This is a genomic window from Bacillus mexicanus, from assembly GCF_050445615.1.
GTDB lineage: Bacteria > Bacillota > Bacilli > Bacillales > Bacillaceae > Bacillus > Bacillus mexicanus.
In genome coordinates, this window is the sequence record NZ_JBCEYV010000005.1 from 93,475 (window position 1) to 109,096 (window position 15,622).

The 15,622-nt window shown below is 43.6% G+C and carries 20 protein-coding genes and 2 pseudogenes; 19 read left to right on the forward strand and 3 right to left on the reverse strand.

Translation table 11 applies throughout. The features are described from left to right. Positions 1 to 58 precede the first annotated feature (58 nt). The 13 genes and pseudogenes from AAGG74_RS21815 (at position 59) to AAGG74_RS21875 (ending at position 7,213) form a co-directional block, all read left to right on the forward strand. Positions 59 to 385, forward strand: coding sequence for a four-helix bundle copper-binding protein (locus AAGG74_RS21815; RefSeq protein WP_162104232.1), 327 nt, complete (start codon positions 59 to 61; stop codon positions 383 to 385). 261 nt (positions 386 to 646) lie between these two features. Further along, positions 647 to 1,783, forward strand: a complete 1,137-nt coding sequence (rapH, locus tag AAGG74_RS21820) for a response regulator aspartate phosphatase RapH (protein ID WP_429677209.1) — start codon at positions 647 to 649, stop codon at positions 1,781 to 1,783. Then, entirely contained in the window at positions 1,773 to 1,952 is a 180-nt protein-coding gene (gene phrH / locus AAGG74_RS21825; RefSeq protein ID WP_429677210.1) for a phosphatase RapH inhibitor PhrH, read from the forward strand. Before rapH ends, phrH begins: the two co-directional genes overlap by 11 nt. Positions 1,953 to 2,102: 150 nt before the next feature. Beyond that, entirely contained in the window at positions 2,103 to 2,822 is a 720-nt protein-coding gene (locus tag AAGG74_RS21830) for a YebC/PmpR family DNA-binding transcriptional regulator (protein ID WP_162104299.1), read from the forward strand. A gap of 297 nt (positions 2,823 to 3,119) precedes the next feature. Further along, positions 3,120 to 3,515, forward strand: a complete 396-nt coding sequence (locus tag AAGG74_RS21835) for a hypothetical protein (RefSeq protein WP_429677295.1) — start codon at positions 3,120 to 3,122, stop codon at positions 3,513 to 3,515. A gap of 86 nt (positions 3,516 to 3,601) precedes the next feature. Then, positions 3,602 to 3,853, forward strand: a pseudogene (locus AAGG74_RS21840) (TetR/AcrR family transcriptional regulator); the annotation flags it as partial. A gap of 83 nt (positions 3,854 to 3,936) precedes the next feature. Beyond that, positions 3,937 to 4,230: pseudogene (locus AAGG74_RS21845) on the forward strand (TetR-like C-terminal domain-containing protein). A 73-nt stretch (positions 4,231 to 4,303) separates the two neighbouring features. Beyond that, a complete protein-coding gene (cotJA, locus tag AAGG74_RS21850; protein WP_162103011.1) occupies positions 4,304 to 4,552 on the forward strand; it encodes a spore coat-associated protein CotJA in 249 nt (82 codons plus the stop codon). Further along, positions 4,536 to 4,799, forward strand: a complete 264-nt coding sequence (gene cotJB, locus AAGG74_RS21855; RefSeq protein WP_162103010.1) for a spore coat protein CotJB — start codon at positions 4,536 to 4,538, stop codon at positions 4,797 to 4,799. Before cotJA ends, cotJB begins: the two co-directional genes overlap by 17 nt. A gap of 14 nt (positions 4,800 to 4,813) precedes the next feature. Further along, positions 4,814 to 5,383 carry a spore coat protein CotJC gene (cotJC, locus tag AAGG74_RS21860; RefSeq protein WP_162103009.1) on the forward strand — a complete coding sequence of 190 codons (570 nt, stop codon included), beginning with the start codon at positions 4,814 to 4,816 and terminating at the stop codon, positions 5,381 to 5,383. A gap of 122 nt (positions 5,384 to 5,505) precedes the next feature. Next, entirely contained in the window at positions 5,506 to 6,048 is a 543-nt protein-coding gene (locus AAGG74_RS21865; protein ID WP_162103008.1) for a GNAT family N-acetyltransferase, read from the forward strand. A 132-nt stretch (positions 6,049 to 6,180) separates the two neighbouring features. Continuing rightward, positions 6,181 to 6,408, forward strand: a complete 228-nt coding sequence (locus AAGG74_RS21870; RefSeq protein WP_429677212.1) for a hypothetical protein — start codon at positions 6,181 to 6,183, stop codon at positions 6,406 to 6,408. 109 nt (positions 6,409 to 6,517) lie between these two features. Beyond that, positions 6,518 to 7,213: a YetF domain-containing protein gene (locus AAGG74_RS21875; RefSeq protein ID WP_429677213.1), complete on the forward strand. Its 696-nt coding sequence runs from the start codon at positions 6,518 to 6,520 to the stop codon at positions 7,211 to 7,213. 37 nt (positions 7,214 to 7,250) lie between these two features. Here AAGG74_RS21875 and AAGG74_RS21880 read toward each other — a convergent pair whose 3' ends face one another. Continuing rightward, positions 7,251 to 7,373 (reverse strand): hypothetical protein, encoded by a 123-nt coding sequence (locus AAGG74_RS21880; RefSeq protein ID WP_429677215.1) that lies wholly within the window; start codon positions 7,371 to 7,373, stop codon positions 7,251 to 7,253. An 87-nt stretch (positions 7,374 to 7,460) separates the two neighbouring features. Further along, positions 7,461 to 7,886 (reverse strand): hypothetical protein, encoded by a 426-nt coding sequence (locus AAGG74_RS21885; RefSeq protein ID WP_162103017.1) that lies wholly within the window; start codon positions 7,884 to 7,886, stop codon positions 7,461 to 7,463. A gap of 193 nt (positions 7,887 to 8,079) precedes the next feature. Between AAGG74_RS21885 and AAGG74_RS21890 the strand changes: the two genes are divergently transcribed. The 3 genes from AAGG74_RS21890 to AAGG74_RS21900 all read left to right on the forward strand — a co-directional run bounded on the left by AAGG74_RS21890 (position 8,080) and on the right by AAGG74_RS21900 (position 10,026). Further along, positions 8,080 to 8,952: an STAS domain-containing protein gene (locus AAGG74_RS21890; protein WP_162103006.1), complete on the forward strand. Its 873-nt coding sequence runs from the start codon at positions 8,080 to 8,082 to the stop codon at positions 8,950 to 8,952. Positions 8,953 to 9,106: 154 nt separating this feature from the next. After that, positions 9,107 to 9,274 (forward strand): YezD family protein, encoded by a 168-nt coding sequence (locus tag AAGG74_RS21895; RefSeq protein WP_162103005.1) that lies wholly within the window; start codon positions 9,107 to 9,109, stop codon positions 9,272 to 9,274. A 107-nt stretch (positions 9,275 to 9,381) separates the two neighbouring features. Further along, positions 9,382 to 10,026: a Bax inhibitor-1/YccA family protein gene (locus AAGG74_RS21900; protein ID WP_162103004.1), complete on the forward strand. Its 645-nt coding sequence runs from the start codon at positions 9,382 to 9,384 to the stop codon at positions 10,024 to 10,026. 126 nt (positions 10,027 to 10,152) lie between these two features. On the opposite strand, the gene AAGG74_RS21905 is transcribed toward AAGG74_RS21900, so the two are convergent. Beyond that, positions 10,153 to 11,217 (reverse strand): DUF3900 domain-containing protein, encoded by a 1,065-nt coding sequence (locus tag AAGG74_RS21905; protein ID WP_429677217.1) that lies wholly within the window; start codon positions 11,215 to 11,217, stop codon positions 10,153 to 10,155. Between the two features lie 503 nt (positions 11,218 to 11,720). On the opposite strand from AAGG74_RS21905, the gene ltaS1 reads away from it, so the two are divergent. From ltaS1 to AAGG74_RS21920, 3 genes are all read left to right on the forward strand, one after another. Then, the gene (gene ltaS1, locus AAGG74_RS21910) at positions 11,721 to 13,640 is read left to right on the forward strand and encodes a lipoteichoic acid synthase LtaS1 (RefSeq protein WP_429677296.1); all 1,920 of its coding nucleotides are present in this window, start codon (positions 11,721 to 11,723) and stop codon (positions 13,638 to 13,640) included. 236 nt (positions 13,641 to 13,876) lie between these two features. Then, complete coding sequence (locus tag AAGG74_RS21915) at positions 13,877 to 14,641, forward strand: glucose-1-phosphate cytidylyltransferase (RefSeq protein WP_429677219.1); 765 nt, start codon at positions 13,877 to 13,879, stop codon at positions 14,639 to 14,641. Positions 14,642 to 14,647: 6 nt separating this feature from the next. Next, positions 14,648 to 15,616, forward strand: a complete 969-nt coding sequence (locus AAGG74_RS21920) for a GDP-mannose 4,6-dehydratase (protein ID WP_429677220.1) — start codon at positions 14,648 to 14,650, stop codon at positions 15,614 to 15,616. The last annotated feature ends 6 nt before the right edge of the window (positions 15,617 to 15,622 follow it).

The window sequence follows — 15,622 nt, forward strand, 5'->3', positions numbered from 1 at the left end:
ACGAGCGAATGAAGCGGATACGGTATAAATGGAATCATATTCATAGGAGGGTTTACGAATGGCATATGAACAATATCAATCATTAGTTGAGGCGCTGCACGACTGCATGGTTGCGTGCAATCGTTGCTATGACGCCTGTTTAAAAGAAGAAAATGAGAATATGATGGCAGACTGCATTCGGTTGGACCGGGATTGCGCTGATATTTGTGCGTTTGTAGCGCAAGCGATTGTAAGAGGCACGCCGTTTGTTTCTGAGCTGACACAGGCTTGCGCTGCGATTTGTGAGGCTTGCGGAAATGAATGCAAAAAGCATGACAAAGAGCATTTTCAGGATTGCGCTGAAGCTTGTTTTTCATGTGCTGAGGCTTGTAAACAAGCAGTATAACATTCAGTTTGAAAAAAGGTGGAAACAGTGAGAGCAGACTGTTTCCACCTTTGATCACTTGTGTGACTGGCATCGGCATTCTCCTTTACATAGAATCTTTTCATAGATTTCCACTCTTTTATTTTTTTCTTATTTGTAAAGGATGAAAAAGGGATTTGAAAGCTTTTGACAGGATGAAAAAGCAAATTCTTCCTATTCTCTTGTTTTCAAAATTTGGGATTGATAGAATATGACATATCTTACAGAAAGGGAGGGGAACCATTGAGTCAAGCCATACCATCTTCGCATGTTGGTGTAAAAATTAATGAATGGTACAAGATGATTCGTCAATTCAGTGTTCCGGATGCTGAGATTCTGAAAGCGGAGGTGGAGCAGGACATTCAGCAGATGGAAGAGGATCAGGATTTACTGATCTATTATTCTCTTATGTGTTTTCGGCACCAGCTGATGCTGGATTATTTAGAGCCGGGACAAACATACGGGAATCGCCCTACAGTGACAGAGCTTCTGGAAACGATTGAAACTCCTCAGAAAAAACTCACAGGTCTTTTGAAATACTACTCTTTATTTTTCCGCGGCATGTATGAATTTGATCAAAAAGAATATGTGAAAGCGATCAAGTTTTATCGCGAGGCGGAAAATGAACTGCCGTTTTTGTCAGATGAAATTGAGAAGGCTGAATTCCATTTTAAAGTGGCGGAAGCGTTTTATCATATGAAGCAAAACCATGTGTCAATGCATCACATCCTTCAAGCCTTAGACATTTACCGTAAACATCCACTATACAGCATTAGAACCATACAAAGCTTGTTTGTGATCGCGGGCAACTATGATGACTTCAAGCACTATGATAGAGCGATTCAGCATTTAGAAAAGGCGCTGGAATTGGCATTGGATAGTCAAAACAACCAGTTTATCGCCATTTCCCTGTTGAACATTGCGAATAGTTATGACCGTTCAGGAGACTATCAGATGGCCATACAATACTTTCAAAAAGCGGTGAAACTAAGCAGAGAAACGGTAGCTGGCCTGCTTCCGAAAGTGTTGTTTGGCTTAAGCTGGACATTATGTAAAGCAGGCCAAAAACAGAAGGCGTTTCAGTTCATAGAAGAAGGGCTGGAGCATGTCACAACATCTCCTAAGGCCTGGCCACTTTATAAACAATTGTATACATTTTTGCAGGCGGTGTACAAAGAGAGTATTGATGAGAGCAGCATCTTTGAGATGTTAGCCTATTTTGAAAAAAAGAACATGTACGCTTACATTGAAACATGTGCCCGCAGCGCTGCCGCTGTTTTTGAAAGCCGCTGTCATTTTGAGCGCGCTGCCGCGTTTTATCGTATCGTGCTGAAAGCGCAAGAAGATATTCAAAAAGGAGAGTGTTTATATGCTTATTAAGAAAAAAGTGATGATGTGCCTTGGTGTTACCCTGATTTGCGGAAGTATTTCGTTTCCGTTCCTGACAAACTCCGGCGATGTTAAAGAATCAACAGATCGAAACACGACGTATATCGATCATTCCCCTCAAAATAGTATGACTGATCAGGAGAAGAAAGCCCTTAGCTAGGGCTTTTTTCTTGCTTTACGGACGAAGTTTATCGTGGCATTCCTTCTATTTCTAACGCAAGACACTCGAAACAATCAAACCATTTGAGGTATAATGGATAAAGTGAATAACAAAATACAGATTGATATATATGAAAGAGAGTGGAGCATCATGGGCCGTAAGTGGAACAATATTAAAGAGAAGAAGGCGTCTAAAGACGCGAATACGAGTCGGATTTATGCCAAGTTTGGCCGTGAGATTTATGTGGCGGCGAAGCAGGGCGAGCCTGACCCAGAATCTAACCAGGCGCTGAGGGTTGTGCTTGAGCGTGCGAAAACTTACAGCGTACCGAAAAACATCATTGAACGTGCGATTGAGAAAGCGAAGGGCGGAGCGGAAGAGAATTTCGATGAGCTTCGTTATGAAGGCTTCGGGCCGAATGGATCAATGATCATCGTTGATGCACTAACGAATAATGTAAACCGTACGGCGCCGGAAGTGCGTGCGGCGTTCGGGAAAAACGGCGGCAACATGGGTGTGAGCGGATCTGTTGCTTACATGTTTGATGCGACGGCTGTTATCGGTGTAGACGGCAAAACAGCTGATGAGGCGCTGGAAATCCTGATGGAAGCGGATGTTGATGTTCGTGACATTTTAGAAGAGGATGAAAGTGTAATCGTGTATGCCGAACCAGATCAATTTCATGCGGTGCAGGAGGCGTTTAAAAACGCAGGCGTTGAGGAATTCTCGGTTGCCGAGCTGACGATGCTTGCGCAAAGTGAAGTAACGCTTCCAGATGATGCGAAGGAACAGTTTGAAAAGCTGATTGACGCGTTAGAGGATTTGGAAGATGTTCAGCAGGTGTACCATAACGTTGATTTAGGTGAATAAGAAATGAGCAGGCTATCACAGCCTGCTTTTTTTTGTTATGTGGGCCGCCGCCTATACGATCTGACAGATAAGTTCATATTCTAGACTGTAACCTACGTGAAGGAGAGAGTGAATATGACTGATACTGATACAAGACAGATCTATGGCGGACCTGGTTTTGGCGATGGCATCGGCCGTCCTGGATTTGGCATGTATGGAGGCTACCCTGGGTCCGGCATGTATGGAGGCTACCCGGGATCCGGCATGTACGGAGGCTATCCGGGGTCCGGCATGTATGGAGGCTACCCGGGGTCCGGCATGTATGGAGGCTACCCGGGGTCCGGCATGTATGGAGGCTATCCGGGGTCCGGCATGTACGGAGGCTATCCGGGGTCCGGCATGTACGGAGGCTATCCGGGGTCCGGCATGTACGGAGGCTATCCGGGGTCCGGCATGTATGGAGGCTATCCGGGATCCGGCATGTATGGAGGCGCCGGCGTCTATCCAGGATCGGGCGCATATGGGGGATCCGGCGGTTACCCAGGCGGCGGATATGCGGGCTCACCGGGGGCTGTAAGTTATCCGAGCATGCATCATGAGAACGATGGGCATCACCATCATCATGATGGAAAAGATAATCTTCATCACCATCATCACCATGTTGGAAAAGAAAACCACCACCATCACCACCATATGGGCCACTGGGGAAAATAAGTCTATAAATAAAAATGATAAACAGAGGACACTCTTGCTGATCAAGAGTGTTTTTTAATATTTTTATTACATGAGTTGATGATTATTTGAGAAGGAACAAAGAATTTGATCTGCGCTTGTTCTGCATAGAGTGATAAAAGTTTTTTGGGGAATATGGCTATGAAGGTACGTACTTCAGGAGCTGCTTCTCATTTCAGAATTGCGCGCCAAAGTTTGTGTGATGCGAAGCGTGATTTGTTTTGGTCAGCCGTGAAAACGTACCTTGAGGGGAAAACGGAGGTGATTGAAAGGAAGCTATCCGTGATATTTTTCTGGTGAGTGTCAAGGTCCTTAGAGATTAGGAACGTGAGGAGGATTATCCACCTGTATCTTTATAAAGCTTTTTGAGTACATCCATGAACATGCCGAATACTTCCAAGTGATGCTGAGCGACAGGGGGCGGCCTCAATTCAGAAGCCTTATGGCGGATTTCGTTCAGACATGAGTTTACGAGGAATTGCTTTCATCAATTGAGGAGTCAGAGAGCACGATGCAGGTTTCGAAAGAGATACTCGTCAGCTATATCACGTCCGCCCATATCGGGGTTATTTGTTCCTGGCTGGAGAGAGGCATGAAGTACAGCACGCTGTTTATGGCGAATCAATTAACACGTTTAACGCTGCTGGGACCGCTTCGTATCACGGGGATCGAGGAACAGATTAAGCTTCCTTATTAACGCTTTCAGTCATAATCATTCCTCCTGTCTCATACCTATTAAGGTCATTGTTTTTGAGAAAGGAGGAGCCGGAATGAAGGATATGCAGCCGTTTACGCCAGTCAAATCATACACGCCCTTTCACAGCCGTTTTGACCCTTGTCCGCCTATAGGGAAGAAGTATTACAGAACGCCGCCCAATCTCTATATGGCCTTTCAGCCTGAGCATATGCAACAGTTTTCGCCAATGGAGGCTTTAAGGAAAGGAACCCTTTGGAAGGACCTCTATGATTTTTATGAAAACCCTTATCGAGGGGGAGACGTACATGGCAAAAAAGGTTGATGCCGAATATTACCGTCAGCTTGAGCAAATTCAGGCCGCTGATTTTGTGCTTGTTGAGCTGAGCCTTTATTTAGATACACATCCTCATGATGAAGATGCGCTGAAGCAATTCAATCAATATTCCGGCTATTCAAGGCACTTAAAAAGGCAATTCGAATCCGTTTACGGACCGCTTTTTCAGTTTGGCACAAGTCCAGCGGGCAAGGATTGGGATTGGAAACAAGGGCCGTGGCCGTGGCAAGTATAAGGAGGAATGCCTGAATGTGGGTGTATGAAAAGAAGTTGCAATACCCAGTCAAGGTCAGTACGTGCAATCCGACGCTGGCGAAGTATTTGATTGAGCAGTATGGCGGAGCGGACGGAGAGCTGGCCGCCGCTCTTCGTTATTTGAATCAGCGGTACACGATTCCTGATAAGGTCATCGGCCTTTTAACGGATATTGGCACAGAGGAGTTTGCCCATTTGGAAATGATTGCGACCATGGTCTATAAACTGACGAAAGACGCCACGCCGGAGCAGCTGCGTGAAGCGGGGCTTGGCGATCATTACGTCAATCACGACAGTGCGCTTTTTTATCAAAATGCGTCAGGTGTGCCGTTTACAGCGAGCTATATTCAGGCGAAGGGTGATCCGATTGCCGATTTATATGAAGACATTGCAGCAGAAGAAAAAGCGAGGGCGACGTATCAATGGCTGATTGATATTTCGGATGATCCTGATTTGAATGATTCCCTTCGTTTTTTGCGTGAACGTGAAATTGTGCATTCTATGCGTTTCAGAGAAGCGGTTGAGATTTTAAAAGAAGAGCGGGATAAAAAGAAGATTTTCTAATGGGCAGATAGGCCTCTCTTTCATACACTCCTTTTACATACAGAGAAAATGACTGTTTTTGCTGTTTGGTCTGCATTATAATCAAGGTGTGTGCAAGCTTACTTTTTGATTGGGAGGCCTTTATGTCACCTTTTAAGATTACGAACGAAACACTAGCTGATGGAATCCGCGCTTATCCGGCCGAATATGAGGATGCGGGATCGATTACAGGGTTGCTCGTCCGAACGGCTGAATGGCTCCGGGATCGGGGTTCCACCCAATGGAGCGGGCTGCTGGAAGGACACGATACACATAATATCGCAGGTTCGATTGAAAAAGGGCATGTGTTTGTGTTTAAAAAAGATGATGAGCTTGCGGCTGTCGTGATGCTGCTCCCAGAACCGAGTGAGTGGGACAGAAAGCTTTGGGGAGAAGATGGACATGCAGGTTCCATTTATTTGCACCGTCTTGCAGTCAGCCGCCGTCTTGCAGGACAGGGGCTTGGCGCGCGGGTTCTTCAATGGGCAGAGACGGGCGTACACTTCCCGGGGAAAACACAGATCAGGCTTGACTGTGTTGCTGATAATGATGCCTTGCATTCCTTTTATCGGCGTATGGGCTATGAATTCATGGGTGCTGATGCATCCGGATATCATTTATTTGAGAAAGAGCTTGCGGCAGAATAAGCGTCCTTTGCAGGAGGCTTTTTTGTCTTTTTCTAAAAGGGAAAGCAGGAGATATGGTGACCGTGCCGGCTTGTCTGTTCGCTGGCGCATCTGTTTTTCACGGAAGAAATTTTCTGATAGGAAGCGGCTGGGATGGTTGTTCTTGGTGTGCTTGCGATCTGGTGCAGTCTCAGGTATGTATGCGGCTGGAAAGGAATGAGCCCGAGAACGTTTGGACTCAATGCCATTTCCGGTTATTTGATTGAAAGGATTATCAGACGATGCTGGGGAAGAATAGGAGATACTGCTGCCTCTCGTGATGTTGAATGTTTCGAGGGGACAGCAAGTGTTTTTTTAAAGGATGAATACATAGAACTTTAAATAAATGATTCGCTTTTCACGATTGAGCGGCCAAAGGGGAGCTTTTTCGGTTTAGAAAAGAAACCGTTGACTATACTGATAGTATTATCAAGAAGTAGGTGCTATCAATATGGGAAATTATTTAAGTGTAGCAGTGGAGCTGGTATGCGGTTTAGGAATTTTATTTATCATTTTAAAACTTCTCGGAAAAACGCAATTTTCTCAAATTTCGCCGTTTGACTTTATTTCTGCATTAATTTTAGGGGAATTGGTCGGAAATGCTGTGTACGATCAGGAAATTAAGATAAAAATCATTATATTTGCTTCACTGCTGTGGGGCGTGCTGATTTATCTCATTGAATTTGTCACACAAAAAATAAAATCATCGCGAAAGTTCTTGGAGGGTGAGCCGAATATCGTCATTCGCAAAGGGGTGCTTCAATATAAAGTAATGGAGAAAAACAAGATGGATATTAACCAGCTGCAAAGTCTTCTGAGGCAAGTGGGGAGCTTCTCGATACAAGAAGTCGAATATGCGATTCTTGAAACAAACGGGATGGTCAGTGTACTTCCAAAATCCGACTTTGACAAACCGACAAATAAAGATTTGCAGGTTCCTTCGAAGTCCGTCTCATTGCCGATCACTTTGATCATAGACGGAGAGATCATCCGGGATAATCTGAAGGAAGCGGGTGTGGATGAGCAGTGGCTTACGGAAGAATTGAAAAAGAAGAACGTTGGTAAGGCGGAGGATGTGTTATTTGCGGAATGGAACAAAAATAAGCCGCTGTATACCGTCACATATGAAGAAAGCAGAGCGACATAATTTTCATATAAAAAGCTTGCTGCGAGGCGCAAGCTTTTTATTGTTTGCATGTCTTATTATTTGACAGCTCGTACATGGCTTGCGTTAAACTCATTGGATAGTCCGCCGCGATATCAACCCCGCCTTTTCTTCCCCAAATTGCTTTTCTGCTGGTCTTCATCAACATATACAGCAACCGTGCCAATTGTTTGATCATAGGTAAACTTAGCCAAAACAACATCAGCCGGTAAATCCGGCTGATGTTTGATTAAAATGAGCAACTCACAACATCGATCAGATTTGTGTCTAAAGCGAAATAAACCCAGCGGCGCTGTGATGCATTCCAATAAAAGCCGCCGACCGATCTTCTGCCAAGAACGATTGGATAGAACCAAAATGATCTTCCGTTAGTTAACCAAACATAGGTGAATCGGAAGAGGCAAGGCCGAATGGTGACGGGTTCAACTAAAAAAACGGCTCCTTGAGCACCCTGCGGTTTTGGTGGTTTTGCTGGTATTTGGGAAGGCGGAGGTCCTTGCGGAGCACCGCCGCCCATACCTGGCATGGTGCTGCCCCCAGGCATAGCACTGCCGCCAGACCATGGGAAACCATCTGGATAACGATATTCATATTCAAAAACAGGCCAAGGTTCATAAAAATGCCCGGCAAACATATAAGGATCAACATAATACATGTCATAACGTCCTTTCTCTTGTAAACTGTACATTTGCAGTGTATGTGAGCGGACGTTTTTGGTGCATTCGCCTATGGATGAAATTGGAATGCGTTTCCGTGCAGATTTATTTGATTTTTTTCTAGTCTCATTCCCAAATCCGATTTATAATTTTATAATAAAAGAGCTTCTACTATGAAAAAGGAGACAGACCGTGAATATCGATCAATTATTATATCAATATATCATAGACAATACTGCAAGGATTACCGAGAAATGGTTCAGTTTGCGATGTCAGCTGAAAGGCGAGCTTTATTCAGCCGACAATTTAAGTGCAGAAACGAAAAAGCTTTTAACCGAGCAGCATACGTTTACCAATATCACAATTGCAAGCGCGTTCTTGGAGGATCAAAATGAGTTTCAAGAAAATATGACAAAATGGGCGCAAATCGTTGCGAAAAACAGGGTGGAGCAAGATGTACAGGTCCATGAAGTTGTAGAAGCGATGGCAAACTCAAGAATCTCGTTCTGGGAGGCAGTCGCTGCGTTTATAAAAGAGAATCAGGATCTTGTCACAAATGAGGATGCCGAACGATGGAACCGCATTGTGAATCAATCGTTTGATAAGCTGATTATTGAATTTTCCGAGCGGTATCAAAAATTTATGATGATGAGGCTCACATCGCAGCAGGAACTGATTTCTGAGCTGGGCTGCCCGGTGATTTCTATTGCGGACGGTATCGGGATATTGCCGCTTATCGGCTCAATTGATACGAAACGGGCGCAGGTTATTTTAGAAACAGTGCCGGCCAGCTGTATCGAGAAAAAAATTACAAGCCTTGTCGTTGATCTTTCGGGTGTTGCAATCGTGGATACCATGGTGGCGCACCAATTGTACAACCTGTCAAAAACGCTTTTCTTATTAGGGATCAAAGCAGTGTCTTCAGGGATTCGTCCAGATGTGGCTCAGACATCGGTTCAATTGGGGCTTGACTTCCGGGAATATGAAACGTACGGCACGCTGAAGCAGGCATTAGAAAACATGGGCGTCCGCTGTATTGTTGAGAAGCTCGAAGAAAATAAATAAGGCGATAAACCAGGCATATGATTGTCCGTTATCGGATGATCATATGCCTTTTTGATTTGAATAGAAATCGTCTTGATTTATTAAAAAAAACATAATATTATAATTCTTATAAGAATACTGTGAATTAAACATATTTAACAAGGGGGAAGGTCTTTTGGTTTCAAAATCAACGATTGATTCAGAGGTCATTGAAAAAATAATCAGCTCGCTGGAAACGCTCGATTTCGGCACTGTGCAAATCACGGTTCATGATTCTCAGATTACCCAAATTGAAAAAATAGAAAAGCACCGTTTTTCGCTGAAAAGAAAAGAATCAAAGTGAATGCTTCAGGGCGTTTGTTTTATTAAATTCTCCTTAAAAACATTACATATTTCATCCAATTTTTATATAATAGACCTTTAAGATTATTTTTTAGGAGGATTTTTGACATGCAAGCTACAGTTCATGAGAATAAGCAATCGATCATGCAGCGAATTTTGACAGTTTTTGTTTTCACACTGCTGATCGCGACTGTCGGTCTTTTTATCGGCCAATTTGTTCCTGTCGCTTTGATGCTGCCGCTTTCTATTCTTGAAGTGGGCATGATTATTCTGGCCTTCTGGATGCGCAGAAAAAAAGCGGTTGGATATGCGTTTGTATTTACATTCGCCTTTATTTCCGGTATTACTTTATTTCCGATCGTCAGCCACTACGCTTCCATCGCCGGCGCCTATGTCGTGCTTGAAGCCTTTGGCTCTACATTTGTCATTTTTGCCGTTCTGGGCACAATCGGCGCAAAAATGAAGAAGGATTTATCCTTCCTGTGGTCATTTTTGCTGGTAGCCGTACTCGGATTAATAGTCGTTGGCATCTTCAATATTTTCAGTCCGTTAAACTCAGCGGCAATGATGGCGTATTCCGTGATCGGGACCATCGTCTTTTCCCTTTACATTTTGTATGATCTGAACCAAATTAAACACCGCCACATTACGGAAGACTTAATTCCGGTTATGGCATTATCACTGTATCTTGACTTTATCAACCTGTTCATCAATCTGCTTCGCTTCTTCGGCATTTTAAGCAGTGATGATTAATCAGAGAGCGCCTGTCATTTGATAGGCGCTTTTTTTATATTTTACTTACGGTACAGCGGGGAGCGGATTGGAGAGCAGGGAGATGAGACACGAAAAGCCCAGAATCAATTCTGGACTTTTTTACTCTTACTCTGTTTTATTCCGAATCCGCTCAATCACCTCATGCAGCCCCTCAGGCTTATAAAATTCCACCGGAGAACTGCCTTTTTCAAACGAAATCGTCTCGGCTTCAATCAGCGCAACATAACGTCCGTTCACTTTTGCGAGATGAATTGAATCGCCAAAATCCGCCAGCAATCCTTTAATCTCGGTTTCTCCCACCTTCATTTTCAGCTGGGCCTCTGGTGTGTGCTCGATGATTTGAGCGGAGGCTTCAATCACTTGGTGGGTATCGAGGCGCTCTTGAATCTCTCGTTTTTCGCTGGCTTCCCAAATCTCAATATCCTGTTCAAACTGCTTGAGCTCTTCACTGTTGTCTTCAAATGTCTCGTAGACGTGCTCCTGCACCATGTTCATAACCTGGTTTTTCATGATTTCCGGCATTGATTCCCCGTATTCAACGAATTTCAAAAAGTCCTCGAAATAGCGTGCATGTGAGGACTGGTGGATTTTCAGCTCGCCTTCCTCAATCATTCCTTCCTCCGGCATGTACGGATATTGAATGCTTTTCATATTTTTTGTCGTGATCGCCATTTCGACTTTTTTAATGAGAGAAGAAGCGTCTGAGATACGGGCGACTTTCGGCTCAAAATCACATTTCATAATAAAGACAAATGACTCGTCGAAGTATTTTTTCGGTACGGCGGAAGCGACGAGGAACACGCCGCCGCGGACTGCGCTCGTGTCGAGGTACGTGCCGACAAACTGTTCACTCAGATCGTTAAAGTCCTCTTTTGTTTCCGCAAGACGCGCGCGGTTGAACATGTTGTAGTTCGGATTGGAATCAAGCTCGTGACCGGGCTCGACGATAAAATGGCCGATTTTCGTCGGCACCTGCTCGGACTGCGGATGGCGGTCGGCTTTCCGTTTGACGATTTTTTTCAGCTCTCCGTCGAGAAAGTCCTTCAGCTCGCTTTCTTCAAATTCACCTGTATCAAGGGTTTGGAAATGCTTGAACTGCTTGTTCGCCTGCTCATCCTTGCCTTCCACCTGTATGACATAAAAGGATAAAAATCGAATTTCAAAATCCATATATATAATCACCTTATTCGTGTATTGTACAGCTTCTCAAGTATAGAAAAAACGATGATTGATCGTCAATCAGAGAATGGGGATGATGCCATGCCCTTTTAAAAAATGGTGATTGTATAAAATGTTTGTGCATACAATAACCTCAGTCCAGCCCAAAAGGCAGGCTGTCTGCAAAACATATTTTTCGTTTTTGCTAGTTTATGTTATTCTTATACTCGGTATCTATTTCTTTTTTCCATGGTACACATGACAAAAGAACCCCTTTTTTTATTTTTCGAGAAAAAATGTGAAACGAAATGAAGGCTTCTTTCGTCAAGTGTTTGGTTTGAAATGGATGTAATAAAAAGGTATGGTGCAAAACATAAATATTCCGGTTTGCCGCGGTGTGTTTATTTGTTGTGTGATGCCTTGATGTTGTTTGGAAAGAAGGAATTGGAAGACAGGATAAAGAGCAGGTAAATATGAACGAAGAACTTAAAGTGTTTAAGAAAGTAGAGGTTGCCATGAAGAAACTTTTTTCTTACAAACTTAGCTTTTTTGTGCTGGCTGTTATACTGTTTTGGGCAAAAACGTATTTATCCTACAAGACTGAATTTAATCTTGGGGTAAAAGGCACAACCCAGGAGATCCTCCTGATATTTAACCCATTCTCAAGCGCCATTTTCTTTTTAGGACTGGCTTTGCTTGTAAAAGGGCGCAAATCAGCTATTATCATGCTGATTATCGATTTCATCATGACATTTGTGTTATACGCAAATATTTTGTTCTATCGTTTCTTTGACGATTTCTTAACATTCCCGAACATCAAACAGTCCGGCAACGTCGGAAACATGGGAGACGGGATTTTCAGTATTATGGCCGGACATGATATTTTCTATTTCTTGGATATCATCATTCTGGTTGCGGTATTGATTTGGAGACCTGAATTAAAAGAATACAAAATGAAAAAACGCTTTGCATCCTTAGTGATTCTTTCTGGGATTGCACTGTTTTTCATCAATCTGCACTTTGCGGAAAAAGATCGTCCGGAGCTGCTGACAAGAACATTTGACCGCAATTATATTGTGAAATATTTAGGTCTTTACAATTACACCATTTATGACGGTGTTCAGACGGCTCAAACGGAAACGCAAAGAGCCTATGCGAGCAGTGATGATTTAACAAGCGTCGAGAATTATACGACGTCTCATTATGCGAAACCGAATGCCGAGTATTTCGGCTCTGCAAAAGGAAAAAACATCATTAAGATTCACCTGGAAAGCTTCCAGTCATTTCTGATTGATTACAAGCTGAACGGTGAAGAGGTGACGCCGTTCTTGAATAAACTCGCACACGGCGGGGAAGATACAACGTATTTTGATAACTTCTTCCACCAGACAGGCCAGGGAAAAACATCGGATGCCGAACTGACAATGGATAACTCGATCTTCGGGCTCCCTGAAGGTTCCGCGTTTGTGACAAAAGGCGAAAACACATACCAGTCACTCCCGGCGATTTTAGACCAGAAGGAAGGCTACACAAGCGCTGTCCTGCATGGTGACTACAAATCGTTCTGGAACCGTGACCAGATTTACAAACATATCGGTTATGACAAATTCTTTGATGCAAGCACGTATGATATGTCAGATGAAAATGTCATTAACATGGGACTTAAGGATAAACCGTTCTTTACAGAATCGATTCCAAAACTTGAGTCTCTGAAAAAACCGTTTTACGCACATTTGATTACATTAACAAACCATTATCCGTTTAACTTGGATGAAGAAGACGCATCCATTAAGAAAGCGACAACGGGCGATAACACAGTTGACAGCTACTTCCAAACAGCCCGTTATCTTGATGAGTCTCTTGAGCAATTTTTCAAGGAACTGAAGAAAGCCGGTCTGTATGACAACTCAGTTATCATGATTTACGGTGACCATAATGGTATTTCTGAAAACCATAACCGTGCGATGAAAGAGATTCTTGGAAAAGAGATCACAGGTTATCAAAATGCGCAGAACCAGCGTGTGCCGCTGATGATCCGCGTTCCTGGCAAAAAAGGCGGAGTGAACCATACGTATGGCGGTGAAGTTGACGTCATGCCGACACTTCTGCACTTACAAGGAATTGATTCTCAGAAGTATATCAACTTTGGTACTGATTTATTCTCTAAAGACCACGATGATACAGTGGCATTTAGAAACGGAGATTTCGTGACGCCGAAGTACACATCTGTCGACAATATCATTTACGATACGAAGACTGGTAACAAACTGAAAGCGAATGAAGAAACGAAGAATCTGAAAACAAGAGTGAACCAGCAGCTGAGTCTGTCAGACAGTGTCCTGTATAAAGACTTACTGAGGTTCCATAAACTCAGCGATTTCAAAGCCGTTGATCCGTCTGATTATCATTACGGCAGGGAAAAAGAAATCAAATAGTAAGACTGAAAGAGCCATGAGCGGGCACATTGCCTTCGCTCATGGCTCTTTTTTTGGTTATATCACCAACTTGAAAAAATAGATTCCATTTAATCACCAATGCCCTCTGCCTCTCATATCATTACAGTAGATTTTGAAACCGGTATTGAAGTGGACAAATTATCAGGGATACTCTTGATAGATTGTAAGGATGTACCGGGTTTCGAACTCAATATTCATAGAGATGAGGGGTAGAGATGAAAGCGGTCATTCTCTGCGGCGGAAAAGGAACGAGAATGAGCGAAGTCACAAATGACATTCCTAAACCGCTCGCCATGATAGGCGGAAAACCGATTCTATGGCATATTATGAAAATCTATCAGTACTACGGAGTAAACGAGTTTATTCTGCTTTTGGGTTATAAAGGAGAAAAAATCAAAGAATACTTTCTCGATTATGAATGGAAGCACAACAGCCTGACGCTCGACAGCTCTACAGGAGAGGTGCAGATACTTGGAAAGCCTGAAACGTGGAAAATAACGTTGCTGGAGACAGGGGAAGACACACTGACAGCGGGAAGAATCTTGCAGGCAAAAGATTATATCGGTGATGAACCGTTTCTGCTCACCTATGGAGACGGGCTGGCCAATATTAATCTTTTCCATCTCATCAGCTATCATCAGGAAAAAGGTGCTGCCGCGACGGTCACCGGTATTGAAAAGGTTTCGCAATTCGGCACCTTGACGATTGAGGAAGGCATGGCGAAAACATTTTCTGAAAAGACATCAAGTGACGGAATCATTAACGGCGGATTCTTTGTTCTCAGTCCTAAGGTTTTCGATTATTTGCCAAAGGACGGGAATATGATGTTCGAAGATGAACCGCTGAAGAACCTTGCCAAAGACGGAGAACTTGCCGTGTACCGTCATTACGGATTTTGGACGGCCATCGATACGTATAAAAATCTTTTAGAAGTCAACAAAATGTGGGATCACGGACAACAAGCATGGAAGGTATGGTGAACTGATTTGAGTTTTTGGAAAAATAAAAACGTGTTTGTTACGGGGTGTACAGGTCTTTTAGGAAGTTATTTGGTGAAAGAACTGATCGAACAGGGAGCGAATGTTACAGGGCTTGTTAGAGATTATGTGCCTCAATCCAACCTTTATCAGGGTGAACATATTAAGAAAATGAACATTGTGCGGGGCTCACTTGAAGACATGGCTGTGATGGAACGCGCGCTTGGCGAATATGAAATTGACACAGTTTTTCACCTCGCTGCTCAAGCAATTGTCGGTGTGGCGAACCGCAACCCGATTTCTACATTTGAAGCGAATATCCTTGGCACGTGGAATATTCTTGAAGCCTGCCGGAAGCATCCATTAATAAAACGGGTGATTGTGGCTTCAAGTGATAAAGCTTACGGGGATCAAGAAAACCTGCCGTACGATGAGAATATGCCGCTGCAAGGCAAGCATCCGTACGATGTCTCGAAAAGCTGCGCAGATCTGATCAGCCACACGTATTTTCACACGTACGGTCTGCCGGTCTGTATCACGCGCTGCGGGAACCTGTACGGCGGCGGGGACTTGAATTTCAACCGCATCATTCCACAGACGATTCAGCTTGTGCTGAATGGGGAAGCACCGGAAATCCGCAGCGACGGTACCTTTGTCCGTGACTACTTCTATATTGAAGACGCCGTTCAGGCTTATTTGCTTCTGGCAGAAAAAATGGAAGAAAACAACCTTGCCGGAGAGGCCTTTAATTTCAGCAATGAGATTCAGCTGACCGTACTTGAACTGGTAGAAAAAATCATGAAGAAAATGAACAGTAATCTGAAGCCGAAGGTGCTGAATCAGGGAAGCAATGAAATCAAACATCAATATTTATCCGCGGAAAAAGCAAGAAAGCTGCTGAATTGGACACCGGCCTACACGATTGATGAAGGACTTGAAAAAACGATTGAGTGGTATACAGAATTCTTCAAAAAGTAACGTGAA

What these genes read in the sequence shown, in the direction of transcription:
- AAGG74_RS21815 (WP_162104232.1), top strand. Translation starts at nt 59, where the DNA reads ATGGCATATGAACAATATCAATCATTAGTTGAGGCGCTGCACGACTGC.
- phrH (WP_429677210.1), top strand. Translation starts at nt 1,773, where the DNA reads ATGCTTATTAAGAAAAAAGTGATGATGTGCCTTGGTGTTACCCTGATT.
- AAGG74_RS21830 (WP_162104299.1), top strand. Translation starts at nt 2,103, where the DNA reads ATGGGCCGTAAGTGGAACAATATTAAAGAGAAGAAGGCGTCTAAAGAC.
- AAGG74_RS21835 (WP_429677295.1), top strand. Translation starts at nt 3,120, where the DNA reads ATGTATGGAGGCTACCCGGGGTCCGGCATGTATGGAGGCTATCCGGGG.
- cotJA (WP_162103011.1), top strand. Translation starts at nt 4,304, where the DNA reads ATGAAGGATATGCAGCCGTTTACGCCAGTCAAATCATACACGCCCTTT.
- cotJB (WP_162103010.1), top strand. Translation starts at nt 4,536, where the DNA reads ATGGCAAAAAAGGTTGATGCCGAATATTACCGTCAGCTTGAGCAAATT.
- cotJC (WP_162103009.1), top strand. Translation starts at nt 4,814, where the DNA reads ATGTGGGTGTATGAAAAGAAGTTGCAATACCCAGTCAAGGTCAGTACG.
- AAGG74_RS21865 (WP_162103008.1), top strand. Translation starts at nt 5,506, where the DNA reads ATGTCACCTTTTAAGATTACGAACGAAACACTAGCTGATGGAATCCGC.
- AAGG74_RS21870 (WP_429677212.1), top strand. Translation starts at nt 6,181, where the DNA reads ATGGTTGTTCTTGGTGTGCTTGCGATCTGGTGCAGTCTCAGGTATGTA.
- AAGG74_RS21875 (WP_429677213.1), top strand. Translation starts at nt 6,518, where the DNA reads ATGGGAAATTATTTAAGTGTAGCAGTGGAGCTGGTATGCGGTTTAGGA.
- AAGG74_RS21880 (WP_429677215.1), bottom strand. Translation starts at nt 7,373, where the DNA reads ATGAAGACCAGCAGAAAAGCAATTTGGGGAAGAAAAGGCGGGGTTGAT.
- AAGG74_RS21885 (WP_162103017.1), bottom strand. Translation starts at nt 7,886, where the DNA reads ATGTATTATGTTGATCCTTATATGTTTGCCGGGCATTTTTATGAACCT.
- AAGG74_RS21900 (WP_162103004.1), top strand. Translation starts at nt 9,382, where the DNA reads ATGCAAGCTACAGTTCATGAGAATAAGCAATCGATCATGCAGCGAATT.
- AAGG74_RS21905 (WP_429677217.1), bottom strand. Translation starts at nt 11,217, where the DNA reads ATGGATTTTGAAATTCGATTTTTATCCTTTTATGTCATACAGGTGGAA.
- ltaS1 (WP_429677296.1), top strand. Translation starts at nt 11,721, where the DNA reads ATGAAGAAACTTTTTTCTTACAAACTTAGCTTTTTTGTGCTGGCTGTT.
- AAGG74_RS21915 (WP_429677219.1), top strand. Translation starts at nt 13,877, where the DNA reads ATGAAAGCGGTCATTCTCTGCGGCGGAAAAGGAACGAGAATGAGCGAA.